At 61.4% G+C, this 21,030-nt stretch carries 22 protein-coding genes; 7 read left to right on the forward strand and 15 right to left on the reverse strand.

The window, feature by feature from the left end; genetic code table 11:
- The first annotated feature begins 115 nt into the window (after positions 1-115).
- Positions 116-1,804: a methyl-accepting chemotaxis protein gene (locus ACN9MW_RS25185; protein WP_426163925.1), complete on the forward strand. Its 1,689-nt coding sequence runs from the start codon at positions 116-118 to the stop codon at positions 1,802-1,804.
- On the opposite strand, the gene ACN9MW_RS25190 is transcribed toward ACN9MW_RS25185, so the two are convergent.
- The 6 genes from ACN9MW_RS25190 to ACN9MW_RS25215 all read right to left on the reverse strand — a co-directional run bounded on the left by ACN9MW_RS25190 (position 1,801) and on the right by ACN9MW_RS25215 (position 9,037).
- Complete coding sequence (locus ACN9MW_RS25190; RefSeq protein ID WP_426163928.1) at positions 1,801-2,730, reverse strand: CysB family HTH-type transcriptional regulator; 930 nt, start codon at positions 2,728-2,730, stop codon at positions 1,801-1,803. The two genes, ACN9MW_RS25185 and ACN9MW_RS25190, sit on opposite strands and share 4 nt — an antisense overlap.
- On the reverse strand, positions 2,727-3,791 hold the full coding sequence (locus ACN9MW_RS25195) for a sulfate/molybdate ABC transporter ATP-binding protein (protein ID WP_426163930.1): 1,065 nt from the start codon (positions 3,789-3,791) through the stop codon (positions 2,727-2,729). Before ACN9MW_RS25195 ends, ACN9MW_RS25190 begins: the two co-directional genes overlap by 4 nt.
- Position 3,792: 1 nt before the next feature.
- The gene (gene cysW, locus ACN9MW_RS25200; RefSeq protein WP_426163933.1) at positions 3,793-4,677 is read right to left on the reverse strand and encodes a sulfate ABC transporter permease subunit CysW; all 885 of its coding nucleotides are present in this window, start codon (positions 4,675-4,677) and stop codon (positions 3,793-3,795) included.
- Positions 4,674-5,552 carry a sulfate ABC transporter permease subunit CysT gene (gene cysT / locus ACN9MW_RS25205; RefSeq protein WP_426163936.1) on the reverse strand — a complete coding sequence of 293 codons (879 nt, stop codon included), beginning with the start codon at positions 5,550-5,552 and terminating at the stop codon, positions 4,674-4,676. Before cysT ends, cysW begins: the two co-directional genes overlap by 4 nt.
- A 105-nt stretch (positions 5,553-5,657) precedes the next feature.
- Complete coding sequence (locus tag ACN9MW_RS25210; RefSeq protein ID WP_426163938.1) at positions 5,658-6,431, reverse strand: sulfite exporter TauE/SafE family protein; 774 nt, start codon at positions 6,429-6,431, stop codon at positions 5,658-5,660.
- A gap of 194 nt (positions 6,432-6,625) precedes the next feature.
- A complete protein-coding gene (locus ACN9MW_RS25215) occupies positions 6,626-9,037 on the reverse strand; it encodes a TonB-dependent receptor plug domain-containing protein (protein ID WP_426163940.1) in 2,412 nt (803 codons plus the stop codon).
- Between the two features lie 202 nt (positions 9,038-9,239).
- Between ACN9MW_RS25215 and ACN9MW_RS25220 the strand changes: the two genes are divergently transcribed.
- Positions 9,240-9,566: a hypothetical protein gene (locus tag ACN9MW_RS25220; protein ID WP_426163942.1), complete on the forward strand. Its 327-nt coding sequence runs from the start codon at positions 9,240-9,242 to the stop codon at positions 9,564-9,566.
- Positions 9,567-9,578: 12 nt separating this feature from the next.
- Here the strand turns inward: ACN9MW_RS25220 and ACN9MW_RS25225 are convergent, their stop codons facing one another.
- The 4 genes from ACN9MW_RS25225 to ACN9MW_RS25240 form a co-directional block, all read right to left on the reverse strand.
- Positions 9,579-10,217 carry a peroxiredoxin gene (locus ACN9MW_RS25225; protein WP_426163944.1) on the reverse strand — a complete coding sequence of 213 codons (639 nt, stop codon included), beginning with the start codon at positions 10,215-10,217 and terminating at the stop codon, positions 9,579-9,581.
- Positions 10,144-10,779 carry an RBBP9/YdeN family alpha/beta hydrolase gene (locus tag ACN9MW_RS25230; RefSeq protein WP_426163946.1) on the reverse strand — a complete coding sequence of 212 codons (636 nt, stop codon included), beginning with the start codon at positions 10,777-10,779 and terminating at the stop codon, positions 10,144-10,146. The genes ACN9MW_RS25225 and ACN9MW_RS25230 overlap by 74 nt, the downstream gene beginning before the upstream one ends.
- A gap of 19 nt (positions 10,780-10,798) precedes the next feature.
- The gene (locus tag ACN9MW_RS25235; RefSeq protein ID WP_426163949.1) at positions 10,799-11,812 is read right to left on the reverse strand and encodes a sulfate ABC transporter substrate-binding protein; all 1,014 of its coding nucleotides are present in this window, start codon (positions 11,810-11,812) and stop codon (positions 10,799-10,801) included.
- Between the two features lie 94 nt (positions 11,813-11,906).
- Positions 11,907-12,290, reverse strand: a complete 384-nt coding sequence (locus ACN9MW_RS25240; protein ID WP_426163951.1) for a diacylglycerol kinase — start codon at positions 12,288-12,290, stop codon at positions 11,907-11,909.
- Between the two features lie 87 nt (positions 12,291-12,377).
- Here ACN9MW_RS25240 and ACN9MW_RS25245 point away from each other — a divergent pair, with 87 nt between their 5' ends.
- Entirely contained in the window at positions 12,378-13,160 is a 783-nt protein-coding gene (locus tag ACN9MW_RS25245; protein WP_090441755.1) for an IclR family transcriptional regulator, read from the forward strand.
- Here the strand turns inward: ACN9MW_RS25245 and ACN9MW_RS25250 are convergent.
- From ACN9MW_RS25250 to ACN9MW_RS25260, 3 genes are all read right to left on the reverse strand, one after another.
- Complete coding sequence (locus tag ACN9MW_RS25250) at positions 13,145-14,191, reverse strand: serine hydrolase (RefSeq protein WP_426163953.1); 1,047 nt, start codon at positions 14,189-14,191, stop codon at positions 13,145-13,147. The two genes, ACN9MW_RS25245 and ACN9MW_RS25250, sit on opposite strands and share 16 nt — an antisense overlap.
- Before the next feature lie 153 nt (positions 14,192-14,344).
- Positions 14,345-15,040 carry a nitroreductase gene (locus tag ACN9MW_RS25255; RefSeq protein ID WP_426163955.1) on the reverse strand — a complete coding sequence of 232 codons (696 nt, stop codon included), beginning with the start codon at positions 15,038-15,040 and terminating at the stop codon, positions 14,345-14,347.
- 7 nt (positions 15,041-15,047) lie between these two features.
- Entirely contained in the window at positions 15,048-15,908 is an 861-nt protein-coding gene (locus ACN9MW_RS25260; protein WP_426163957.1) for a DMT family transporter, read from the reverse strand.
- 231 nt (positions 15,909-16,139) lie between these two features.
- Here ACN9MW_RS25260 and phaP point away from each other — a divergent pair, with 231 nt between their 5' ends.
- The 4 genes from phaP to ACN9MW_RS25280 all read left to right on the forward strand — a co-directional run bounded on the left by phaP (position 16,140) and on the right by ACN9MW_RS25280 (position 19,475).
- Positions 16,140-16,697, forward strand: coding sequence for a TIGR01841 family phasin (gene phaP / locus ACN9MW_RS25265; protein ID WP_426163959.1), 558 nt, complete (start codon positions 16,140-16,142; stop codon positions 16,695-16,697).
- Positions 16,698-16,894: 197 nt separating this feature from the next.
- A complete protein-coding gene (locus ACN9MW_RS25270) occupies positions 16,895-17,527 on the forward strand; it encodes a helix-turn-helix transcriptional regulator (protein WP_426163961.1) in 633 nt (210 codons plus the stop codon).
- Complete coding sequence (locus ACN9MW_RS25275) at positions 17,517-18,509, forward strand: ornithine cyclodeaminase family protein (RefSeq protein WP_426163963.1); 993 nt, start codon at positions 17,517-17,519, stop codon at positions 18,507-18,509. Before ACN9MW_RS25270 ends, ACN9MW_RS25275 begins: the two co-directional genes overlap by 11 nt.
- 12 nt (positions 18,510-18,521) lie before the next feature.
- Positions 18,522-19,475, forward strand: a complete 954-nt coding sequence (locus ACN9MW_RS25280; RefSeq protein ID WP_426163965.1) for a threo-3-hydroxy-L-aspartate ammonia-lyase — start codon at positions 18,522-18,524, stop codon at positions 19,473-19,475.
- 62 nt (positions 19,476-19,537) lie between these two features.
- Here ACN9MW_RS25280 and ACN9MW_RS25285 read toward each other — a convergent pair whose 3' ends face one another.
- A complete protein-coding gene (locus tag ACN9MW_RS25285) occupies positions 19,538-20,260 on the reverse strand; it encodes an ABC transporter ATP-binding protein (protein WP_426163967.1) in 723 nt (240 codons plus the stop codon).
- Entirely contained in the window at positions 20,260-21,030 is a 771-nt protein-coding gene (locus ACN9MW_RS25290) for an ABC transporter ATP-binding protein (protein ID WP_426163969.1), read from the reverse strand. Before ACN9MW_RS25290 ends, ACN9MW_RS25285 begins: the two co-directional genes overlap by 1 nt.

A 21,030-nucleotide genomic window follows, 5' to 3' on the forward strand; every position in this document is an offset into this window, starting at 1 on the left:
GTTCCGGGGTGCCGCATGGCCGGCCCAAACACCCCCGAAGCCCGCCGCCTCGCCCACGCGGCATGTTGAACTCCCCCCTACAATGCCGGCGCACCTGCGCGGGCCGGAGCCGTACATGCTGAACAACCTTACAATCAAAGCCCGCCTGGTAGCGGTCCTGGCCATCCTGTCGGTCATGATGACGGTGATCGGCATTGCCGGCATCGCCAGCCTCGCCAACACGAATGCATCGCTGCAGACCGTCTATGAAGACCGGCTCGTCGCGCTGGGCCAGTTACAGGAAGTCATCCGCACGATTAACCGCAACCAGCTGGCCATGTCCGACGCCCTCACCGTCGGTCCGGCAGCGTTGCCGGAAATGGTCAAGACTGTCGAAGAAGGCCTGGCCAAAACCGACAGTACCTGGAAAGCCTACGCCGCCACCAAGATGACGGATGAAGAAAAATCGCTGGCGGAACGCTTTGCCGCGGCCCATGCAAGCTTCCTCCAGGAGGGGATGAATCCGGCCCTGGAAGCCGGGCGTGCCGGCGATATGGAAAAGATGAAGGCGCAGATGCACGGCCGCATGAAAGAGAGCTTCCTGCCGGTGCGCGACCTGATCAACCATCTCGTGCAATTGCAGATGGATGTCGGCAAACAGGTCTACGAGTCCTCGCAGGCCAGCTACGCAAGCTTCCGCCTGGTGGTCATTGGCATGCTCGCCGGCGGCCTGGCGCTGGCGACCGGCATTGGCTGGTGGCTGGTGCGCAGCATTACCGCCCCACTGGGCCGTGCGGTGCGCATCGCCGAAAGCGTGGCGGCCGGCGACCTGACGCAGCAAATCGACGTCACTTCGCAGGACGAAACCGGCAAGCTGCTGGCGGCCTTGCGTGAAATGAACAATAGCCTGGTTGGCATCGTCGGCAACGTGCGCAGCGCCACCGATTCCATCTCCACCGCCTCGTCGGAAATCGCCACCGGCAATATGGACCTGTCGGCGCGCACCGAGCAGCAAGCCGGCTCGCTGGAGGAAACCGCCTCGTCGATGGAAGAACTGACTTCCACCGTGCGCCAGAACGCCGACAATGCAAGGCAGGCCAACCAGCTTGCGGGGAACGCCTCGGAAGTGGCCCGGCGCGGCGGCGCGGTGGTAGCACAGGTGGTCGACAAGATGAGCGCCATCAACGAGTCGGCCTACAAGATCGTGGAAATCATTTCGGTCATCGACGGCATCGCTTTCCAGACCAATATCCTGGCGCTGAATGCGGCCGTGGAAGCGGCGCGTGCCGGCGAACAGGGCCGCGGCTTTGCCGTCGTTGCGTCGGAAGTGCGCAACCTGGCGCAGCGCGCCGGCAATGCGGCCAAGGAGATCAAGCAGCTGATCGACAACTCGGTGGCCCAGGTCGAGGAAGGCAGCCGGCTGGTCGACCAGGCCGGCGCCACCATGGGCGAAGTGGTCAACAGCGTTCAGCAGGTGACCGACATCATCGGTGAAATCTCGGCTGCCAGCGGCGAACAGAGTTCGGGCCTGCAGCAGATCAATGCGGCCGTGGTGCAGATGGACAGCGCCACCCAGCAAAATGCCGCATTGGTGGAGCAAGCTGCCGCAGCAGCAGGCGCCTTGCAGGAGCAGGCTGCGTCATTGTCGCAGGCCGTCAGCGTGTTCCGCCTCGCCGCATCGGTGCAGGAAGCGATGCCGGCCCGCCGCAGTGCCGTGGTCACCCAGCTCAAGCCGCGTGCAGCCGCCCTCCCTGCTGCTCCGGCAAAGCTGAAGCGTGGCGCCGTCGCGGCCAATGGGACGGCCGACGGCTGGGAGGAATTCTAGGCCTCGCAGCCCAGCATGGCCTGTTCGATCTCGGCGCGCGTCAAATCAGGGGCAAACTGCGAAATGAATTCATAAGCGTAGGTACGCAGGTAAGCCCCTTTGCGCACCGCCAGCCGGGTGGTATTCGCTGCGAACAGGTGCGATGCCTCAATGGCGCGCAGGCCCTTGTCGCGGCCATGGTCAAACGCCATGGAGGCCACCAGGCCAACGCCCAGGCCAAGCGCCACATATTGCTTGATGACGTCTGAATCCATTGCGGTCAGCACGATGTCGGGACGCACGCCGGCCTTGTCGAAAGCGGCATCGATGTGGCCACGGCCGGTGAAGCCGACGTCGTAGGTGATCAGCGGGTATTCGGCCAGGTCTTCCAGGCGGATCGGCGAACGTGTCAGCAGCGGGTGGCCATCCGGCACCACCACCAGGTGGCTCCAGCGGTAGCACGGGAAGGACACCAGGTCGGGGAATTGCGACAGGCCTTCGGTGGCAATGCCGATATCGGCCTTGCCCGACAGGACCCATTCGGCGATATGGTCCGGCGCGCTTTGCTGCAAGGCGATGCGCACGTCCGGGAACGCATTGCGGAAATGCGACACCGCCTTCGGCAGCGCATAGCGGGCCTGAGTGTGCGTCGCTGCGATGGTCAGCGTGCCGCTTTTCTGGCCGGTGAATTCCAGGCTGGCCTGCTGCAGGTTTTCCGCTTCCACCAGCAGGCGGTCGACGATCTTCAGGATGCCTTTGCCAGGCTCGGTCAGGCCGGTCAGGCGCTTGCCGTTGCGTTCGAAGATGATGACGCCCAGTTCATCTTCCAGTTCGCGGATCTGGCGGCTCACGCCCGGCTGGGACGTGAACAGCGCATTGGCCACTTCGGTCAGGTTGTAGTTGCGGCGAGCCGCTTCACGCACGGAGCGTAACTGCTGGAAGTTCATGCATGTGCCCCTTCATCGACAAAGACGCGCAGGCGCTTGGGCCGCACCACCAGGGTTTCGCCGTCTTTCAGGTTAAGCTGGATATAGCGTTCATTGGAGATCGTGGCTTCGATGATCTGGGCATTGTCGGCGCGCTCCAGGTCGAGCTGGGCCAATGGGCCGATGGCGTGTGCGCGGCGCAGCTTGACCACGATGCCCTCCGCCCCCGGCACATAGCGTTCGACCTCCAGGTCGTGCGGGCGAATGTACGCCGTGCCCTTGCCGCTGCCGTGGCCTTCCACGTCGAATTCGACGCCGTCGCTGGCCAGCACGCCTTCATGCACGCGGCCGTGGAAGACGTTGACGTTGCCGAGGAAGCCGTACACGAACGGCGACGCAGGATGGTTGTACACCTCGTCCGGCGAACCCAGTTGCTCGACGTGGCCTTTGTTCATCAGCACCACGCGGTCGGCCACTTCCAGCGCTTCTTCCTGGTCGTGGGTCACGAAGATCGACGTCACGTGCAGTTCATCATGCAGGCGGCGCAGCCAGCGGCGCAGTTCCTTGCGCACCTTGGCATCCAGCGCGCCAAACGGTTCGTCGAGCAGCAGCACGCGCGGTTCAACGGCCAGCGCGCGGGCCAGGGCGATACGCTGGCGTTGGCCGCCGGAGAGCTGCGGCGGGTAACGGTCGGCCAGCCAATCCAGCTGCACCAGCTCCAGCAGCTCTTTCACCTTGCGGCGGATCTGCTCTTCCGATGGACGTTCCTTGCGCGGCTTGACGCGCAGGCCGAAGGCCACGTTTTCGAAGACAGTCATGTGCTTGAACAGCGCGTAGTGCTGGAACACGAAGCCAACCTGGCGCTCGCGCACGTGGCGGTCGGACGCGTCCGAGCCGTCAAGCAGCACCTGGCCCGAGTCCGGGTGTTCCAGGCCGGCGATGCAGCGCAGCAGCGTGGTCTTGCCGCAGCCCGATGGGCCGAGCAGCGCGGTCAGCTCGCCTTGCGGGAAGTCGAGCGATACATTGTCCAGGGCGACGAAGTCGCCGAAACGCTTGTTGATGTTCTTGACTGCGATCGTCATATCAATGCTCCTTGGCGTCGTCGCCGTAATTTTCGTGCAGGCGCCATTCGATAAAGGTTTTCACTGCCAGGGTGACCAGCGCCAGCAATGCCAGCAGCGAGGCCACGGCAAAGGCGGCGGCAAAGTTGTATTCGTTGTAGAGGATCTCGACCTGCAGCGGCATGGTGTTGGTTTCGCCGCGGATATGGCCCGACACCACCGACACCGCGCCGAATTCGCCCATGGCGCGGGCGTTACACAGGATCACGCCATACAGCAGGCCCCACTTGATGTTCGGCAGGGTCACGCGGAAGAAGGTCTGCCAGCCGTTTGCGCCCAGCACCACGGCCGCTTCTTCCTCCTCGCTGCCCTGGGCCTGCATCAGCGGAATCAGTTCGCGCGCCACGAATGGGAAGGTGATGAACACGGTCGCCAGCACGATGCCCGGCACGGCGAACAGGATCTTGATGTCGTGCTCCGCCAGCCATGGTCCGAACCAGCCCTGGGCACCGAACAGCAGCACGTAGATCAGGCCCGAAATCACCGGCGACACCGAGAACGGCAGGTCGATCAGCGTCAGCAACAGGCTCTTGCCGCGGAATTCGAACTTGGTGATGGCCCAGGAAGCTGCCACGCCGAACACCAGGTTGAACGGCACCGCAATTGCGGCCGTCAACAGCGTGAGCTTGATGGCGGCAATCGAGTCGTCTTCCAGGATTGCGCTGGCATACACGTCCCAGCCCTTTTTCAGCGCTTCGGTGAATACTGCCACCAGCGGCACGAACAGGAACAGGGTCAGGAACGTCAGCGCCACGGTGATCAGCGCGTAGCGCACCCAGCGCGGTTCCAGCACGTCATGGCGTTGCGGCAGTTCGCCGCGGCGGATTGGCGTTACCGATGCGCTCATTTGGCGTTCCTCCCGCGAGACCATGCCTGCAGCAGGTTAATCGTCAACAGCATGAGGAAAGAAGCCACCAGCATGACCACGGCGATGGCCGTGGCGCCGGCGTAGTCGTACTGTTCCAGCTTGGTGATGATGAACAGCGGTGTAATCTCTGACACCAGCGGCATATTGCCGGCGATGAAAATGACAGAGCCGAATTCCCCGGTGGCGCGGGCAAAGGCCAGTGCAAAGCCGGTCAGCAGCGAAGGCAGGATGGTCGGGAATACCACGCGGCGGAAGGTCTGGAAGGCCGAGGCGCCAAGGCTGGCGGCCGCTTCTTCCAGTTCGCGTTCAGCGTCTTCCAGCACCGGCTGCACGGTGCGCACCACGAAAGGCAGGCCGATAAAGGTCAGCGCAACCACCACCCCCAGCGGGGTGAAGGCGACCTTGATGCCCAGGACGCCTTCGATATATTGGCCGAACCAGCCGTTGGAGGAATACAAGGCGGTCAGGGTGATGCCGGCAACGGCTGTCGGCAGCGCGAAAGGCAGGTCGACCAGTGCATCGACAATGCGCTTGCCCGGGAATTGATAGCGCACCAGCACCCATGCCACGATGCCGCCAAAGAAGACGTTCAGCAAGGCGCCGATGAAGGATGCGCCGAAAGTCAGCTTGTATGAGGCGACCACGCGTTCCGAGGTGACGGCCGTCCAGAAGCCATCCCAGGTCATGGTGAAAGTCTTGAGGAAGATCGCCGATAGCGGGATCAGGACGATCAGGGCCAGGTACAGAATGGTGAAACCAAGCGACAAGTTGAAGCCGGGCATCACGCGGTATGGCGCTTTGCGGGCTTTGACCTCTCCTGCCGGCGTTCTTGTCGGCAACGCAACTGCTGACATGCTTGCTCCCTTATTACATTTTCGACTAACAGGAGCGCATGTTCGCATTCATGCGTTATAAACCAAACTACCCTTTTTTTATTTGCTTAGATGCCAAATCGGCAGTCATGCAACGAGTTTGGCGGCAACAGTTACCAGGACTGTCGCCAGCATGCCGCGCAAGATGCGTTCTGGCACGGACTTGGCGAACCAGGAGCCGATGGTAATACCAGGCACGGAGCCGACCAGCAAAGTCAGCAGCAAAGTCCAGTCGATGGAACCGAGCCACCAATGCCCTGCTGCGGCGATGGCAGTCAGCGGCACGGCGTAGGCGATGTCGGTGCCGGCCACTTCGGCCGGGGTGAGGCGGGGGTACATCAGTACCAGCAGGGTGGCGCCAACGGCACCTGCGCCGATGGAGGAAATCGTGACCAGGGTGCCCAGCACGGCGCCTGCAATGATAGTGGCGCTGCTCAGCGCCCTGCCCTGCAACTGTCGATCCGGGTGGGCCAGCATCCATGCCAGCATTTTCCCGCGGAACAGGATCGCCAGCACGGTCAGCATGACGGAACCGGCGATGCACAAGCGGATCAAATGGCCGATTTGCTTGTCGAGCGCGCCGAAATGCTTGAGGCCATAGGTGGCCACCAGGGCGGCTGGCAGGGCGCCATAGCATAGCAGGCGCACGATATCCCAGCGCACGGTGCCGCGCAGGCGATGGGTGGCCGTTCCCGCAGTCTTGGTAATGGAGGCAAAGGCCAGGTCAGTGCCAACCGCCACCGAGGGCGAAACCCCGAACATCAAGGTCAGGATCGGCGTCATGAGCGAACCGCCGCCAACGCCGGTCAATCCGACGAGCAGGCCTACGACAAAACCAGAAACGATGAACGACAGATCCATGCGAAATCCTTCCAAGATCCGCTAGGGTATGCGCAATCGCATGATATCTCAACAACGAAGTCCTTATTTGCTTATGACAAAAAAGGTAAAAGTCTGACTACCATACTTTAACGATTGGCGGATTGCCAGACCTGACCCCGACTTTCAAAAAAAAGCGCCCCGGGGGGCGCTTGCAACGGGAAGTACCAACTTGCTTAGAAAGCGGTATCGAACTTCAGGTACATCGACCGGCCATTCACGCCGAATGGGCAGGTTTCCCAGCAGTACTTGAAGCCCAGTTTCGGGAAGTCGCCGCCATTGGTCCATTCGGATGGGTAAGTGTCGAACAGGTTGTTGACGCCGAAGGCCAGGGTGGTCTTCTTGCTAAAGCTGTAACGAATGCTCGAGTCGACGATCCATTTCGCGTCCCAGGTTTGCAGCGGGCTGAAACCTTCGCCCTGCACTTCGCCGTAGTAGTTGGCGCGGGCATTCACATTCCATTGGCCGATGGTGTAGTCGGCTGCAACAACGTGGTGCTTGCGGGGCTGGCCACGTTCGATCAAAGTCACCTGCGCCTGGTTGAACAACTGATCGCCGGTCAGCAAGCTGGATGGCGAGTGGCGTTTGGTCACTTCGGTCTTGTTGAAGCCTAACTGGCCGGACAGCACGAGCGTCGACGAGGTGAACTTGGTGGTGTGGTCGGCAACAATGTCCAGGCCGCGAGTCTTGGTGTCGACTGCGTTGGTAAAGAACTGCGCCTGGCCGACGCCCAGCGGGTTCAGCACGTTGGCGATCGGGCCGCCGCCGGCTTCTGGCGAGATCTCGCTGGAAAACACGATGCGATCCTTGATCTTGATCTGGTACAAGTCAGCGGTCAGCGACATGTTCGACGCTGGACGCAGCACCATGCCCACCGAGGCATTGCGCGAGGTTTCTTCCTTCAGCGGCTTGATGCCCAGCGCTGTCGTCACAGCGCTGCCCTCGCGCGCGGTCAGGGTTTCGGTCAGTTGGCCAGCCTGGTTCAGGTTGGTCGATACCGAGCTGTAGAACTTCTGCTGCACGCCTGGCGCGCGGAAGCCGGACGATACGCTGCCGCGCAGGCCGAATTGCTTGGTCGGGTCCCAGCGCGCGCTGAACTTGCCGGTGACGGTGTTGCCGAAGTCGGAGTACTTCTCGTAGCGCACGGCGGCGCCCAGCAGCAGGTCCTTGACCGGATGGTATTCGGTGTCAAGGAACAGGGCGATGTTGTGGCGGCCCTCGTCCACTGCGGTGGCCGGGGTATAGCCAGGGAAGCCCTGGGTGCCGGAAGCCGCTACGCCGCCATTCTGGTTCAGGATGGTGATTGCAGGGTTGTTGGTGCGGCCGTATTGGTAGGACACCGGATCGCCTGCGACAATCTCGTAGTTGTCACGGCGGTATTCGAAGCCGGTCGCCACGAACACTTCTTCGCTGCCGAATTTGACCGGCCCCTTCACGTCGGCGTTGAAGGTGGTCTGGTTGAATTTCAGCTTGCCGGTGTCGGCTTCGAACGGGGACTCGGCGTAGATGCCGCCGCCCGGTTTCGGCTCGTACCAGTAGGAGACGTTGATGGTCTGCTTCTCGTGGAAATCGAGCTCGCTCATGCCGTGGTTGATGCTGATGTCGGCCTTCCAGTCGTTCGGCAGGTCGCGGCGATAGCCGAAGGCGAACGATGCATCCTTCACGGTGGTGCGAATGTTCGGCAGGAAGCCTTCCGGATAAACAGCAGGCACGTTGCGGCCATCGCCTTTGGAGCGGAAGAAGCCGGACGAATCGCCCTTGCGCTTGGATACGCCGCCGAAACTGTAAAACTCACTGGCCTTGTCGACCGGCAGCGCCGCGTTCCACCACAGGTAGGCATCCCTGGCGTCGCTGTCGCCGATGCGTTGGGTCACGCGCGGTGGATCGACGCGCAGCGAGTCTGGGCCGGCGCGGTTGGTTTCGTCGCGCTTGCGGCCTTCCAGGGACAGGTTGATGTAGCCGCCGTCTTCGCCCAGCGCCCAGCCGCGGTTCACGCTGCCGGAGACCATGTCGCCGTCGCCTTCCTTGGTGGTGCCGACCTGGCCGCTGAGGGCAGTCTCGTTCACGTTCGACTTCAGCACGATGTTGATCACGCCGGCAATCGCGTCCGAGCCGTACTGGGCGGCCGCGCCGTCGCGCAGCACTTCGATGTGGTGGATGGCCGACAGCGGAATCGCATTAATGTCGGTACCGGCCGAACCGCGACCGATGGTCTGCTGCACGTTGACCAGCGCCTGCTGGTGGCGGCGCTTGCCGTTCACCAGCACCAGCAATTGGTCAGGGCCGAGCGAGCGCAGGGTCGCAGGGCGAATGATGTCGGTACCGTCGCTGATGAAGGTGGTGGAGAAGTTGAACGACGGGTCCAGGGTCTGCAGCAGCTTGCCCAGTTCCAGCGGGCCGGCAGTCTGCAAATCCTTGGCGTTGATCAGGCCAACCGGCGCGGCGGTATCCAGCGCGGTCTTGGCGGTTGCGCGCGAGCCCAGCACGACCACGGTCTGCTGTTCTTCGGCGGCTGGTTGAGCGGCGGTTTGTGCGTAAGCTTGCGATGTTGTCAGTAAAACAGCACTGGCGATGAGGGTGCGTTTCATAGGAATTCCGATCTCTCTAACGATTTTTATTTGGTGCCGCGAAAAAATACTAACCTCGCACAATTGAACTCACAAAGAAATAATTCATTTATGACAAGTGAATCAGCTGCCAACGTTGCATGAATGGAACAGCTGCAAGGCTATTGGCTTGTATTCAACCAAGTGCTACATTGTTCCCAAGCGATCCAAGGGAGGAAGTGTGATGACTGATGCTCTGTTGCTGACCGACCGTTTGTGCGACCTGACCGAAATGGCCTTGCAGGCCTATACCAAGTTCGAAAAGGCCACTGTCTACTGCACCGCCAAGCACCTGATGGCCGACTTCGAAGATGCGGGCCTACCGCTGGCAGCCTTCGACAAACTGTCCGCCATCCAGGCCAGCATCCTGGCGGCTGTCGAATTCGCCCCGCCAGGCGGCAAGAACAATCCCCAGTGCATCGTCAGCGCGCGCAACGAGATCGCGGCGCTGCGCGAAATGCTGAAGGAAAAAAAGCGCCCCGAAGGGCGCCTTCCAGAGCATTTGCACTAGTCTTTCGCGAACTTACTTGTTTGGTTGCGGCGTAATGCGCAAATAAGGACGCGGGGCCTTGTAGCCTGCCGGGTACTTCTGCTTGATCACTTCCGGATCCTGCACGGTGAGCGGGATGATCACGTCGTCGCCATCTTTCCAGTTGCCCGGGGTGGCGACGGTGTACCCGTCCGTCAGTTGCAGGGCATCGATCACGCGCAGCACTTCATCGAAGTTGCGGCCAGTGCTGAGCGGATAGGTGATCTGCAGCCGTACCTTTTTGGCCGGGTCGATCACGAACAGCGAGCGCACGGTGGCAGTGGCCGACTGGTTGGGGTGGATCATGTCGTACAACTCGGCCACCTTGCGGTCGGCGTCAGCGATGATCGGGAAACCGACAACGGTTTGCTGCGTCTCCTCGATATCCTTGATCCATTCCTTGTGCTTGTCGGCCGGGTCGACCGAGAGCGCGATGGCCTTGACGTGGCGCTTGTCGAATTCCGGCTTCAGCCTGGCGGTCAGGCCCAGTTCAGTGGTGCAGACCGGCGTGAAGTCGGCGGGATGCGAGAACAGGACGACCCAGGAATCGCCTGCCCATTCATGAAACCTGATGCTGCCAATGCTGGAATCCTGTTCGAAGTCCGGTGCGGTATCGCCAAGGCGTAAACTCATTCTTCTTCTCCGTTGTTAAATTCGATGCGCGCTGCGCCAGGACCTGCAGCAGGCGCTGGCCGAAACGCCAGTCGCCGAGGCCCGATTCAGCGTTGATATGTCCCAGCGCTCCCGCGTTGACGAAGTCGCTGCCCCAGCGCTGCGCCCAGCTTTCGGCACTCTTCAGCGTCATCCATGGGTCGTTGGTGCTGGCCACCATGATCGATGGGCAAGGCAGTTCGCCATGCGGCAGCAAAGAGCTGACCTGGAATTTGTCGGGATCGGCAGGCCCCACCAGCAAGACGCCCGCCACGTGGGGGGAGGTTGAACGCGACAGGCTCAATGCGGTGGTGAGGCAGCCGAAACTGTGCGCAACGATCAGGGTCGGACGACGGTCCTGGTCCAGTACCTCATCCAGGCGGTCGGCCCAGCGTAGCAGGACCGGATCGCTCCAGCGCTCCTGCTCTACCCGTTCGAAGCGCGGATACAGGCGCTGCCAGCGGGACTGCCAGTGTTCGGGTCCGCTGCTGTGCAAGCCTGGCGCGACCAGGACGCGGAATTGGTTCAATTGTTGGATCGCCATGCGGCCCTCCGTTGCGCGATTATTGGCCCGCGACTTTCGCGCCAGGCTGGTAAATCTGGTCAAACACGCCGCCATCGGCGAAGTGCGTTTTCTGCGCGGCAGTCCAGTCGCCGGCGACGTCGGTGATCTTGAACAGCTTCACGTTCGGGAACTGGGCGGCGTACTTCTTCGCCTCTTTCTCGATGCCCGGGCGGTAGTAGTTCTTGGCGATGATGGCCTGGGCCTGGTCGGTGTACAGGAAGTTCAGGTAGGCCTCGGCCACTTTGCGCGTGCCGCGCTTGTCGACCACTTTATCGACCACGGCGACCGGCGGTTCGGCCAGGATCGACACCGAAGGCGCCACGATTTCCACCTTGTCCGGACCAAGTTCCTTGATCGCCAGCAGGGCTTCGTTTTCCCAGGCGATCAGCACGTCGCCGATGCCGCGCTCCACAAAGGTGGTGGTGGCGCCACGCGCGCCGGAATCGAGCACGGGTACGTTCTTGTACAGTTTTTTCAGGAATTCGCGGGCCGTGGCATCGCTGCCGCCAGGCTGGCGCAAGGCGTAGCCGTAAGCGGCCAGGTGGTTCCAGCGGGCGCCGCCGGAAGTCTTGGGATTCGGGGTGATCACTGCCACGCCAGGCTTGACCAGGTCGTTCCAGTCCTTGATGCCTTTGGGGTTGCCCTTGCGGACCAGGAAAACGATGGTGGAGCTGTAGGGGGTGGCGTTATGGGCCAGGCGCTTCTGCCAGTCCTTGTTCACCAGGCCCCTTTCGGCGATCGCGTCGATGTCGTAGGCCAGGCCAAGGGTGACCACATCGGCTTCCAGGCCGTCGATCACGGCGCGTGCCTGCTTGCCCGAGCCGCCGTGCGACTGCTTGATCTTCACGTTGTCGCCGGTCTTGGCTTTCCATTCCTTCGCGAAGGCGGTGTTGACGTCCTGGTACAGTTCGCGGGTTGGGTCGTAGGAGACGTTGAGCAAGCTCACGTCGGCTGCCTGCGCCACTGCGGCAGTGGCGAACAAGGCGGCGGCAATCAGTTTCCTGGACAGCATCTGGTTTCCCCTTTTGTGTTTGGAGATGCCAGATTAACTGCCCCTTATATAAATGCGAACGAATGTTTTCTTCGTTCGTTATACCGGAAAGTAATTAATAGAAGCGATTGACCAGCACCACCAGCCAGGTTGCGCCCGACAGCAGGCAAGCCAGCAGCACGGCGGCGCTGCCAAAGTCCTTGGCATTCTTGGACAAGGGGTGGCGTTCCAGCGAAACGCGGTCCACCACGGCTTCAATCGCAGAATTGATGAGCTCGACGATCAGCACGATGACCATGCTGCCAATCAACACCAGTTTTTGGAAGGCAGAAACAGGCAACAACAGGGCAGCAATGGTGCCGACCACGAAAACGAAGAGTTCCTGGCGGAAGGCGTGTTCAGAGCGGATGGCGGTCTGCAGGCCTTCGAGGGAGTAAAAAAAGGCCGAAAAAATGCGTTTCAGGCCGCTCTTGCTTTTAAATTCACTAGTAGGTTCCATGGACACGGATTATAGCGACAGAATTCCCATTTTTTTCACATCATGGTATAAATAAGTCTGCTTATACCGCACTGCACCAACCACATCATGAAAAGCGAAACCCTGCCCCCGCAGGAGCCGAAAACGACCATCCAGGTGATCGACCGCATGACGGCCCTGCTTGACGCCCTGGCGAAATACCCCGATCCGGTCAGCCTGAAGGAGCTTTCCAAGGTCTCCGGCCTGCACCCTTCCACCGCCCACCGTATCCTGAACGACCTGGTGGTGACCCGCTTTGTCGACCGTGTCGAGCCCGGCACCTACCGCCTCGGCATGCGCCTGCTGGAACTCGGAAATGTGGTGAAGAGCCGCCTGTCGGTGCGCGAAGCTGCGCTCGATTCGATGCGTGCCCTGCACAAGAAAACACAGCAGACCATCAACTTGTCTGTACGCCAGGGTGACGAGATCGTCTACATCGACCGTGCCTACTCCGAACGCTCGGGCATGCAGGTGGTACGCGCCATCGGCGCTCGCGGCCCGCTGCACCTGACGTCGACCGGCAAGCTGTTCCTGTCGGTGGACGAGCCAAAGGCGATCCGTGCCTATGCCACCCGCACCGGGCTGGCCGGCCACAACAAGAATTCGATTACCGACCTGGCCCGCCTCGAGCGCGAACTGAGCCTGGTGCGTGCACGCGGCTATGCACGTGACAATGAGGAACTGGAACTGGGCGTGCGCTGCATGGCGGCCGGCATCCGCGACGATTCCGGCAAACTGGTAGCAGGCTTGTCGATTTCTGCGCCGGCGGACCGGCTGCAGGATGATTGGCTGGAAGACCTGGTCAATACCGCCAACCAGATCTCCGCAACCCTGGGTTACATACCCGAGTAAGACTGGGCGCTGGTGCTGGCGCCGCTGACGTTTTCACCGAAGGTTGGCTTGAGCGCGGCCAACCACTTCTTCATGCGGGTGGCGTCGGCCACACGTGCTGCGGTGCCCTTGGCATCCAGCAGCACCATGATGACGGCGCGGCCTTCAATCATGGCCTGCATGATCATGCAACGGCCGGCTTCGTTGATGAAGCCGGTTTTCTGCAAGCCGATTTCCCAGCCCGAGTTCGGCGCTACCAAGCGGTTGGTGGTGCCAAAGGTTACCGGACGGCCGCTGTTTTCCACCACGGCTTTCGGGTCGGTCGAGAATTCGCGCAGGATCGGGTGCTCGTATGCAGCCTGCACCAGCTTGGCCAGGTCGCGTGCGCTGGCCACATTCATCTTGGACAGGCCGCTGGAATCGACATAATGGGTGTCGTTCATGCCCAGCGACTGCGCCTTTTCATTCATCGCCTGCACGAAAGCCGGCAAGCCGCCCGGATAGTTGCGCCCCAGGGCGGAGGCAGCGCGGTTTTCCGAACTCATCAGCGCGATGTGCAGCATATTGCGGCGGGTCAGGCGGTCGCCCACTTTCAGGCGGGACGAGCTGAATTTCTCGCGGTCGACGTCTTCGTCGGTCACGGTCAGCTCTTCATCCAGGTCCTGGTTGGCTTCCACCACCACCAGGCCGGTCATCATCTTGGTGATCGAGGCGATCGGCAAAGCCACGCCGGCGTTCTTTTCAAACAGGACTTCAGAGTTGGCCTGGTCCAGGACCAGGGCCACGTTCGATTTCAGGTCCAGCGGATCACGCGTCAGGTTCAGGCCCGCCAGGTCGCCCATGGTCGGACGGCTGACGTCGGGCACTTTGGTCACGCGCTGGTAAACGATCTTGTTACGGCCACGCACAATGACGCTGCGCTTGACCATTTGGGATTTCGTCGCCGGGGCAGCGTAACGGGTACCAGCTTTCTTGACGGCCGCTTGTGCAGATCCCATTGAAGCCGATGCGCAAAGCAAGGACACAAGCACGCTGATAGCAAGTTTGTTCATTCGTCATTCCCCGGTGTGAAACAGCAGAATCGCTAGTTGCAGTGTAGCAAAATCAGTTTACTGCGCAAGCAAAATCGGACTTTTCTTCACCAATGTTTTCAGCCCCACAATACACATTTCCCATAGTGATGCGGGGCTACAACGAAAGCTTGTTCACTCCATAAATTTAACAAATTTGGCAATCGGCTCGCGCTCGGTAACCAACGTGTTTTCAATTTTGCCACTATCTGCAAAACCAAGCGACATCCCGCATACAACAGTTTCGCTGGCCGGCAGGCCCAGCACCTCGCTGATGATGCGGTGGTACTGGGTGAAAGCCGCTTGCGGGCAGGTATCGAGTCCGCGGCCGCGCGCGGCCACCATGATATTTTGCAAAAACATTCCATAATCGAGCCAGGACCCTTGTTCCATGATGCGGTCGATGGTAAAGATCATGCCAACCGGCGCATCGAAGAACTCGAAATTGCGGCCATGCTGGGCAGCCATGCCGGTCTTGTTCTCCCGCGTCAGGCCAAGCAGCGCGTAAAGGTCCCAGCCTACCTTGCGGCGGCGGTCGATGTAGGGCGAGACCCATTCGCGCGGGTAGTACGCATATTCCTCGCTGTGCAGCTTGTTCTGCTCGGGGTCGGCATAGGCGGCCAGGATCCTGGCGGACAGGGCTTCCTTCATGGCGCCAGTCAACACATAGACTTGCCAGGGCTGGGTATTGGTGCCGGACGGTGCGCGTGCAGCCACTTCCAGGATGGCTTCGATATCTTCGCGCGGCACCGGGGTTGGCAGGAATGCGCGGATCGAACGGCGCGAGGTGATGGCCGCGTCGACGGCCTGCTGTGCTGGGGAGCTGATCATGATTCGCCTATCTGGGTTGCTTAACCACAAATATTACTCCAACCACTGCGAGCGCCATACCGGCAACGCCCATCCAGTTCAGGACTTCGCCGAACATGGCCCATGCCATGATGGCCGTGGTGGGCGGTGTCAAATAGAGCAGGCTTGTGACCTGGGTCGCGTCGCTGCGACGGATCAGGGCAAACAGTAGGAAGATTGCACCGATGGACAGGGCGAGCACGGACCAGGCCCAGGCGCCAAGGAATTGCGGCGTCCACTGAATCGAACCCATGTCTTCCAGCAGCCAGGCAAAAGGCAGGACCGCGGCAAACGAAGTGGCAAACTGGATCACGGTGCCAGTGCGCAGGTCGAACTTGGGACAAAAGTGCTTTTGATAGAGCGTACCGGCCGTAATCGACAACAAGGCAAAGACAGCTAATCCAATTGCCTGCCAACTGAGTCCAACCAGCGTGATCTTCGCGTAAACAACCAGGGCAACCCCACCCAGACCGAATGCCAGCCCAATCCATTGGCGCGGACGCACCCGCTCGCCAATCAACGGTGCCGCAAAAGCCGTCAGGATAGGTTGCATGCCCACGATGAGGGCTGACAGCCCGGCCGGCATGCCCAGTTTGATGGCGCACCAGACTCCACTCAGGTAGCCGGCCTGCAGCAACAGGCCGGCGGCCGCCACATGGCCAACCTTCCCTTTCGGCCACGGCGCGCGCAGCACCAACACGGCCGGCGCCAGGATCGCCAACACACCCAGGAAGCGCAGCAGCAGGAAGGTCAGAGGAGGCGCATAAGGCAGGCCATAGCGGGCCACAATAAACCCGGTACTCCAGAGGAAAACGAAGAATAAGGGGATAGGAGAAAAGAGGGAGCGCATCCGGCGATTCTAGCACCGAGGCCAAATGCCCTGCCGGGCAGCAATAATTATGACTTTTCTGGCCAGAAACCCTTTACCAACAGGAAGTTGGTTACTTTGTGCAATGCACAAAAACTGCTTGACTTTGATTCCCGAACCCGGATAATCGCCTTTGTTGCGTTGCACAATGCGTTGTTTTCCGTTGCAGAAACATCAAGTTCCAACGACTAATTCACTTATTTGGAGAGTCAAATGTTTGCGATTCCTGAGCAGTTTTCTAATGCCACCAAGGCAAACTTCGAAAGCCAATTCGCACTCTTTTCTTCGCTGACCAACAAAGCCTTCGAAGGCGTTGAGAAGTTCGTCGATCTGAACATCACCGCTGCCAAGGCATCGCTGGAAGAATCGTCGGTCGCTACCAAGCAGCTGCTGGCTGCCAAGGACCCGCAAGAGTTCTTCACGCTGACCGCTGCCCAGGCCCAGCCAGTTGCAGAGAAAGCCATCGCTTACGGCCGTCACCTGGCATCGATCGCAACCGGCACCGGCGCTGAATTCAGCAAGGCCGCCGAAAGCCAGATCGCCGAGACCAACCGCAAGGTGATCTCCCTGGTTGACGAAGTGAGCAAGAACGCCCCAGCCGGCAGCGAAAGCGCCGTGGCCCTGTTCAAGTCCGCCCTGAACAACGCCAACGCCGGCTACGAGCAGTTCACCAAGAGCGCCAAGGCTGCTGCTGAAACCTTCGAAGCCAACGTGAACGCTGCCGTGAACCAGTTCACCGCTGCTGCGGCCAACGGCGCCAAGAAGCAGTAATTGATCTACCCGCCGGCCCCAGCGGCCGGCGGCATCGCTGTACGCAGGTCTCCTCGGCATCCGTGGTTTCCTCTCAGCGGGTGTCCTTCCCGAGCCCCGGCAAAGTCCGGGGCTTTTTTTGTTTACGCCGCTGGATCAGTTGCCCAACCAAGCGCGGCCTCGTTTACATTTAATCTAAAACGAGATAATCTGTCTTAATGACAAAACGCACTCCCGAACAGCAGCATCTGCTGGACCAGATCAAGCATGTGGCCGATGGACTTGGCCGGACGCTGGCGCCATTCACTGAAGTGGTGCTGCACGACTTGCTCGATCCGGGTCATGCCGTGCTGGCCATCCATAACAACCTGTCCGGCCGCACGGTTGGCGAACCGGCGACGGAGCTGGGCCTGGCGCGGATTGCCGATCCGGCGTTCCCGCAAGTGCTGGCCAACTACCCCAACACCTTCCCCGACGGCCGCCCCGCAAAGAGCACTTCCGTCGGCATCAAGGACAGCGATGGCCAGTACATTGCAGCGCTTTGCATGAACGTGGACCTGAACCTGTTCCGCAGCCTGCAGGCGATGCTGGGCCAGTTCAGTAACGTCGACCCGGCCGCAGCAGTGATCGAGTCGCTCGCCCCGGCGGCGGGTGCAGATGCGATCCGCGCGCATATCGAACAATTCGCCGCACGCCTTTCCACCACGCCGCGCGCACTGAAGGCCGACGACCGCCGCGCCCTGCTGCGTGAACTGGGCGACGCAGGCCTATTGGAAATGCGGCGCTCGATGGAAACCATCGCAGCCCACTTGGGCGTCTCCCGCGCCACGGTCTACAACTATGCGAAATAACGATGCCCGCCTGTTGATACTGGACCGCGACGTCGTCGCCGCGCTGCTGCAACCGGACGACGTGTACGCTGCCGTGCGCGAAGCCTTTGCCTTGCACGCAGCGCGTGCCGCGCGCGTCTTCCCATTGGTGCGTGAAGAGCTGCCAGGGAGCGCGGTGTTCGGCATCAAGTCTGGCGATGCGCCATCGCAAGAGCTGCTGGGATTTAAAGCCGCTGGTTTCTGGCCTGCCAATCGCGAGGCTGGCGGCGACGCGCACCAGGCGACCATCATCCTGATCGACCCGCGCACCGGCCGCCCGCTATGCATCGCCGACGGTAACGCTGTGACGACCGCACGCACCGCTGCTGCAGGCGCGCTTGGGCTTCAGCTGTTGGCGCGAGCCGATAGCGAACAGTTGTGCGTGTTCGGCACTGGTGTGCAAGCGCGTGGACATGTGGAGTATGCGCTGCACGCCCTGCCCTCCCTCAAGCGCGTGCGATATGTGAGTTCCGATGGCCGGCAAGCCCCTGCATTCGAAGCGCTGTTCGCCGGGCGCTGCGAGGTCGCATTGGCTGGCGGCGCTCGCACTGCGGCTGCAGATGCAGCAGTTGCGGCATCGGACGTAATCATCACGACAACACCTGGCCACAGCATGCTGTTCAGTGCAGATGCAGTGCGCGCGGGAACACACATCAACGCTGTCGGCGCCGACACGCAAGGCAAGCGCGAGCTGCCCGCGGGGCTGCTGGAGCGCTCCCGCGTATGGGCCGACGACCTGCCGCAGGCGCGGCACATCGGCGAACTGCAATGGGCCAGCGAGCTGCCGGCAGCAGAACTTGGCGAACTGATCGCGGCACGTGCGGGCGCAGCGCCACGCGCGCCGGGCGACATCACGATTTTTGACATGACGGGCATCGCCCTGCAGGACCTCACCACGGTGCGCATGCTATATGAGCGCGCCCTCGCCAACGACATGGGCCAGAACATCCCCTGGCCCTGGTAAGGAAGGAGAACCATGAGCATCACATACGAAGACGTCGTCGCGGCAGCCGGCCGCATTGAAGGCCACGCTCACCGCACGCCAGTGCTGACCTCCCGCACCGCCAACGAAGAATTGGGCGCGGAGATTTTCTTCAAGGCCGAGAACATGCAGCGCATGGGCGCCTTCAAGTTCCGCGGCGGCTTCAACGCCCTCTCGCGCTTCAACGAGGCGCAGCGCAAGGCTGGCGTGGTAGCCTTCTCGTCCGGCAACCACGCGCAGGCGATTGCGTTGTCGGCGAAGCTGCTGGGCATTCCGGCCACGATCATCATGCCCGAAGACGCCCCGGCATCGAAGATCGCCGCCACGCGCGGCTACGGCGGCAACGTGGTGACGTATGACCGCTACAAGGAAGACCGCGAAGCCATCGGCCGCAAGCTGGCTGAAGAAAAGGGCATGACGCTGATTCCGCCTTACGACCATGCCGACGTGATTGCCGGCCAGGGCACTGCGGCCAAGGAACTGTTCGAGGAAGTGGGCGAGCTTGATTACTTCTTCGTCTGCCTGGGCGGCGGCGGCCTGCTCTCGGGTTCCGCGCTGGCGACGCGCGCACTGTCGCCGAAGTGCAAGCTGTACGGCGTGGAGCCGGAAGCCGGCAACGACGGGCAGCAATCGTTCCGCAGCGGCTCGATCGTGCATATCGATACGCCGAAGACGATCGCCGATGGCGCGCAAACGCAGCACCTCGGCTCGCTGACCTTCCCCATCATCCAGCGCGACGTGGACGACATCCTGACCGTCAGCGATGCGGAACTGGTGGACGCGATGCGCTTCTTCGCCTCGCGCATGAAGATCGTCGTCGAGCCGACCGGCTGCCTGGGCTTCGCGGCAGCACGAAAGATGAGGGAAGAACTGCGCGGCAAGCGCGTGGGTGTGCTGATCAGCGGCGGCAACGTCGACATCGAACGCTTCGCCGCCCTGCTCGCGTAAACTGAAGAGCCCGTGTCACACCGTGGGGTCAGCCCCCAAGGTGTGACACGGGCTCTTCAGTATTATTCGCCGAGGTAGGCGGCCTTGACGCGCGGGTCGTGCAGCATGTCTTCCGCGTTGCCGGTCATGGTGACCGAGCCGGATTCCATGACATAGCCGCGGTTGGCCGCTTGCAGCGCCAGCTTGGCGTTCTGTTCCACCAGCAGGATGGTGATGCCCTGCTTGTGCACGTCGCGGATCACTTCGAAGATCTTCTCGACCATGATCGGCGACAGGCCCATTGAAGGCTCGTCCAGCAGCAGCAGGTGCGGATGGCACATCAGCGCGCGCGCCATGGCCAGCATCTGCTGCTCGCCGCCGGACAGGGTGCCGGCCAGCTGCGAAGCACGTTCTTTCAGGCGCGGGAACACGCCGAACCATTTCTCGATATCAGCTGCAATCGCGGCCTTGTCGTTCATGGTGTAGGCGCCCATCATCAGGTTTTCGGTGATGGTCATGCGGGTGAACACGCCACGGCCTTCCGGCACCATCGCCAGCTTTTTCTCCACCAGGTGGAAGGACTGCGAGCCTTTCAGCGACTGGCCCATATAGGCCACGGTGCCCTCCACTTTGCACGGCGGCAGGGTGCCTGTGATCGCCTTCAGCGTGGTGGTCTTGCCGGCGCCATTGGCGCCGATCAGGGTGACCAGTTCGCCTTCGTTGACTTCCAGGTCGATTCCCTTGACTGCCTTGATGCCGCCGTAGGCGACCTTCAGGCCCGAAACTTTCAGTACATTGGCGCCCATCAGTGCGCTCCTCCCAGATAGGCTTCAATCACTGCTTTATTGCTTTGGATTTCGGCGGGCAAGCCTTCGGCAATCAGCTTGCCGTATTCCAGCACGCTGATGCGGTCGCACAGGCCCATCATCAGCTTCACGTCGTGCTCAATCAGGAGCACGGTCTTGCCTTCGTTCTTGATCTTGACCAGCAGTTCGCGCAGCGCCAGTTTCTCGGTCGCGTTCATGCCGGCCGCCGGTTCGTCCAGCGCCAGCAACTGCGGATCGGTCGCCAGTGCACGGGCGATCTCCAGGCGGCGCTGGTCGCCGTATGACAGGTACTTCGAGGTACGGCTGGCAAACTGGCCGATGCCGACGAAGTCCAGCAGCTCCTGGGCGCGTTTGCGGATTGCCGCCTCTTCTTCACGCGCAGCCTTGTGGCGGAAGATGGCGCCGAACACGCCCTGGTGCGAGCGCACGTGGCGCCCCACCATCACGTTTTCCAGCGCGGTCATTTCACCGAACAGGCGGATGTTCTGGAAGGTGCGGGCAATGCCTGCCTTGGCTACCGCGTGCGGAGCGGATGGCGAGTATGGCTTGCCGGCCAGCTCGAAGGTGCCGGTGTCCGGCTGGTACAGGCCGGTGATCACGTTGAAGAACGTGGTCTTGCCGGCGCCGTTGGGACCGATCAGGCCGTAGATCTGGCCCTTGTTGATCTTGATGCGCACGTCGGTCAGCGCCTGCAGGCCGCCGAAGCGCTTGTTGACGCCTTCGATATTCAGGATTACTTGTTCGTTCAT

This window comes from Pseudoduganella sp. R-34 (assembly GCF_049904655.1).
Lineage (GTDB): Bacteria > Pseudomonadota > Gammaproteobacteria > Burkholderiales > Burkholderiaceae_D > Rugamonas.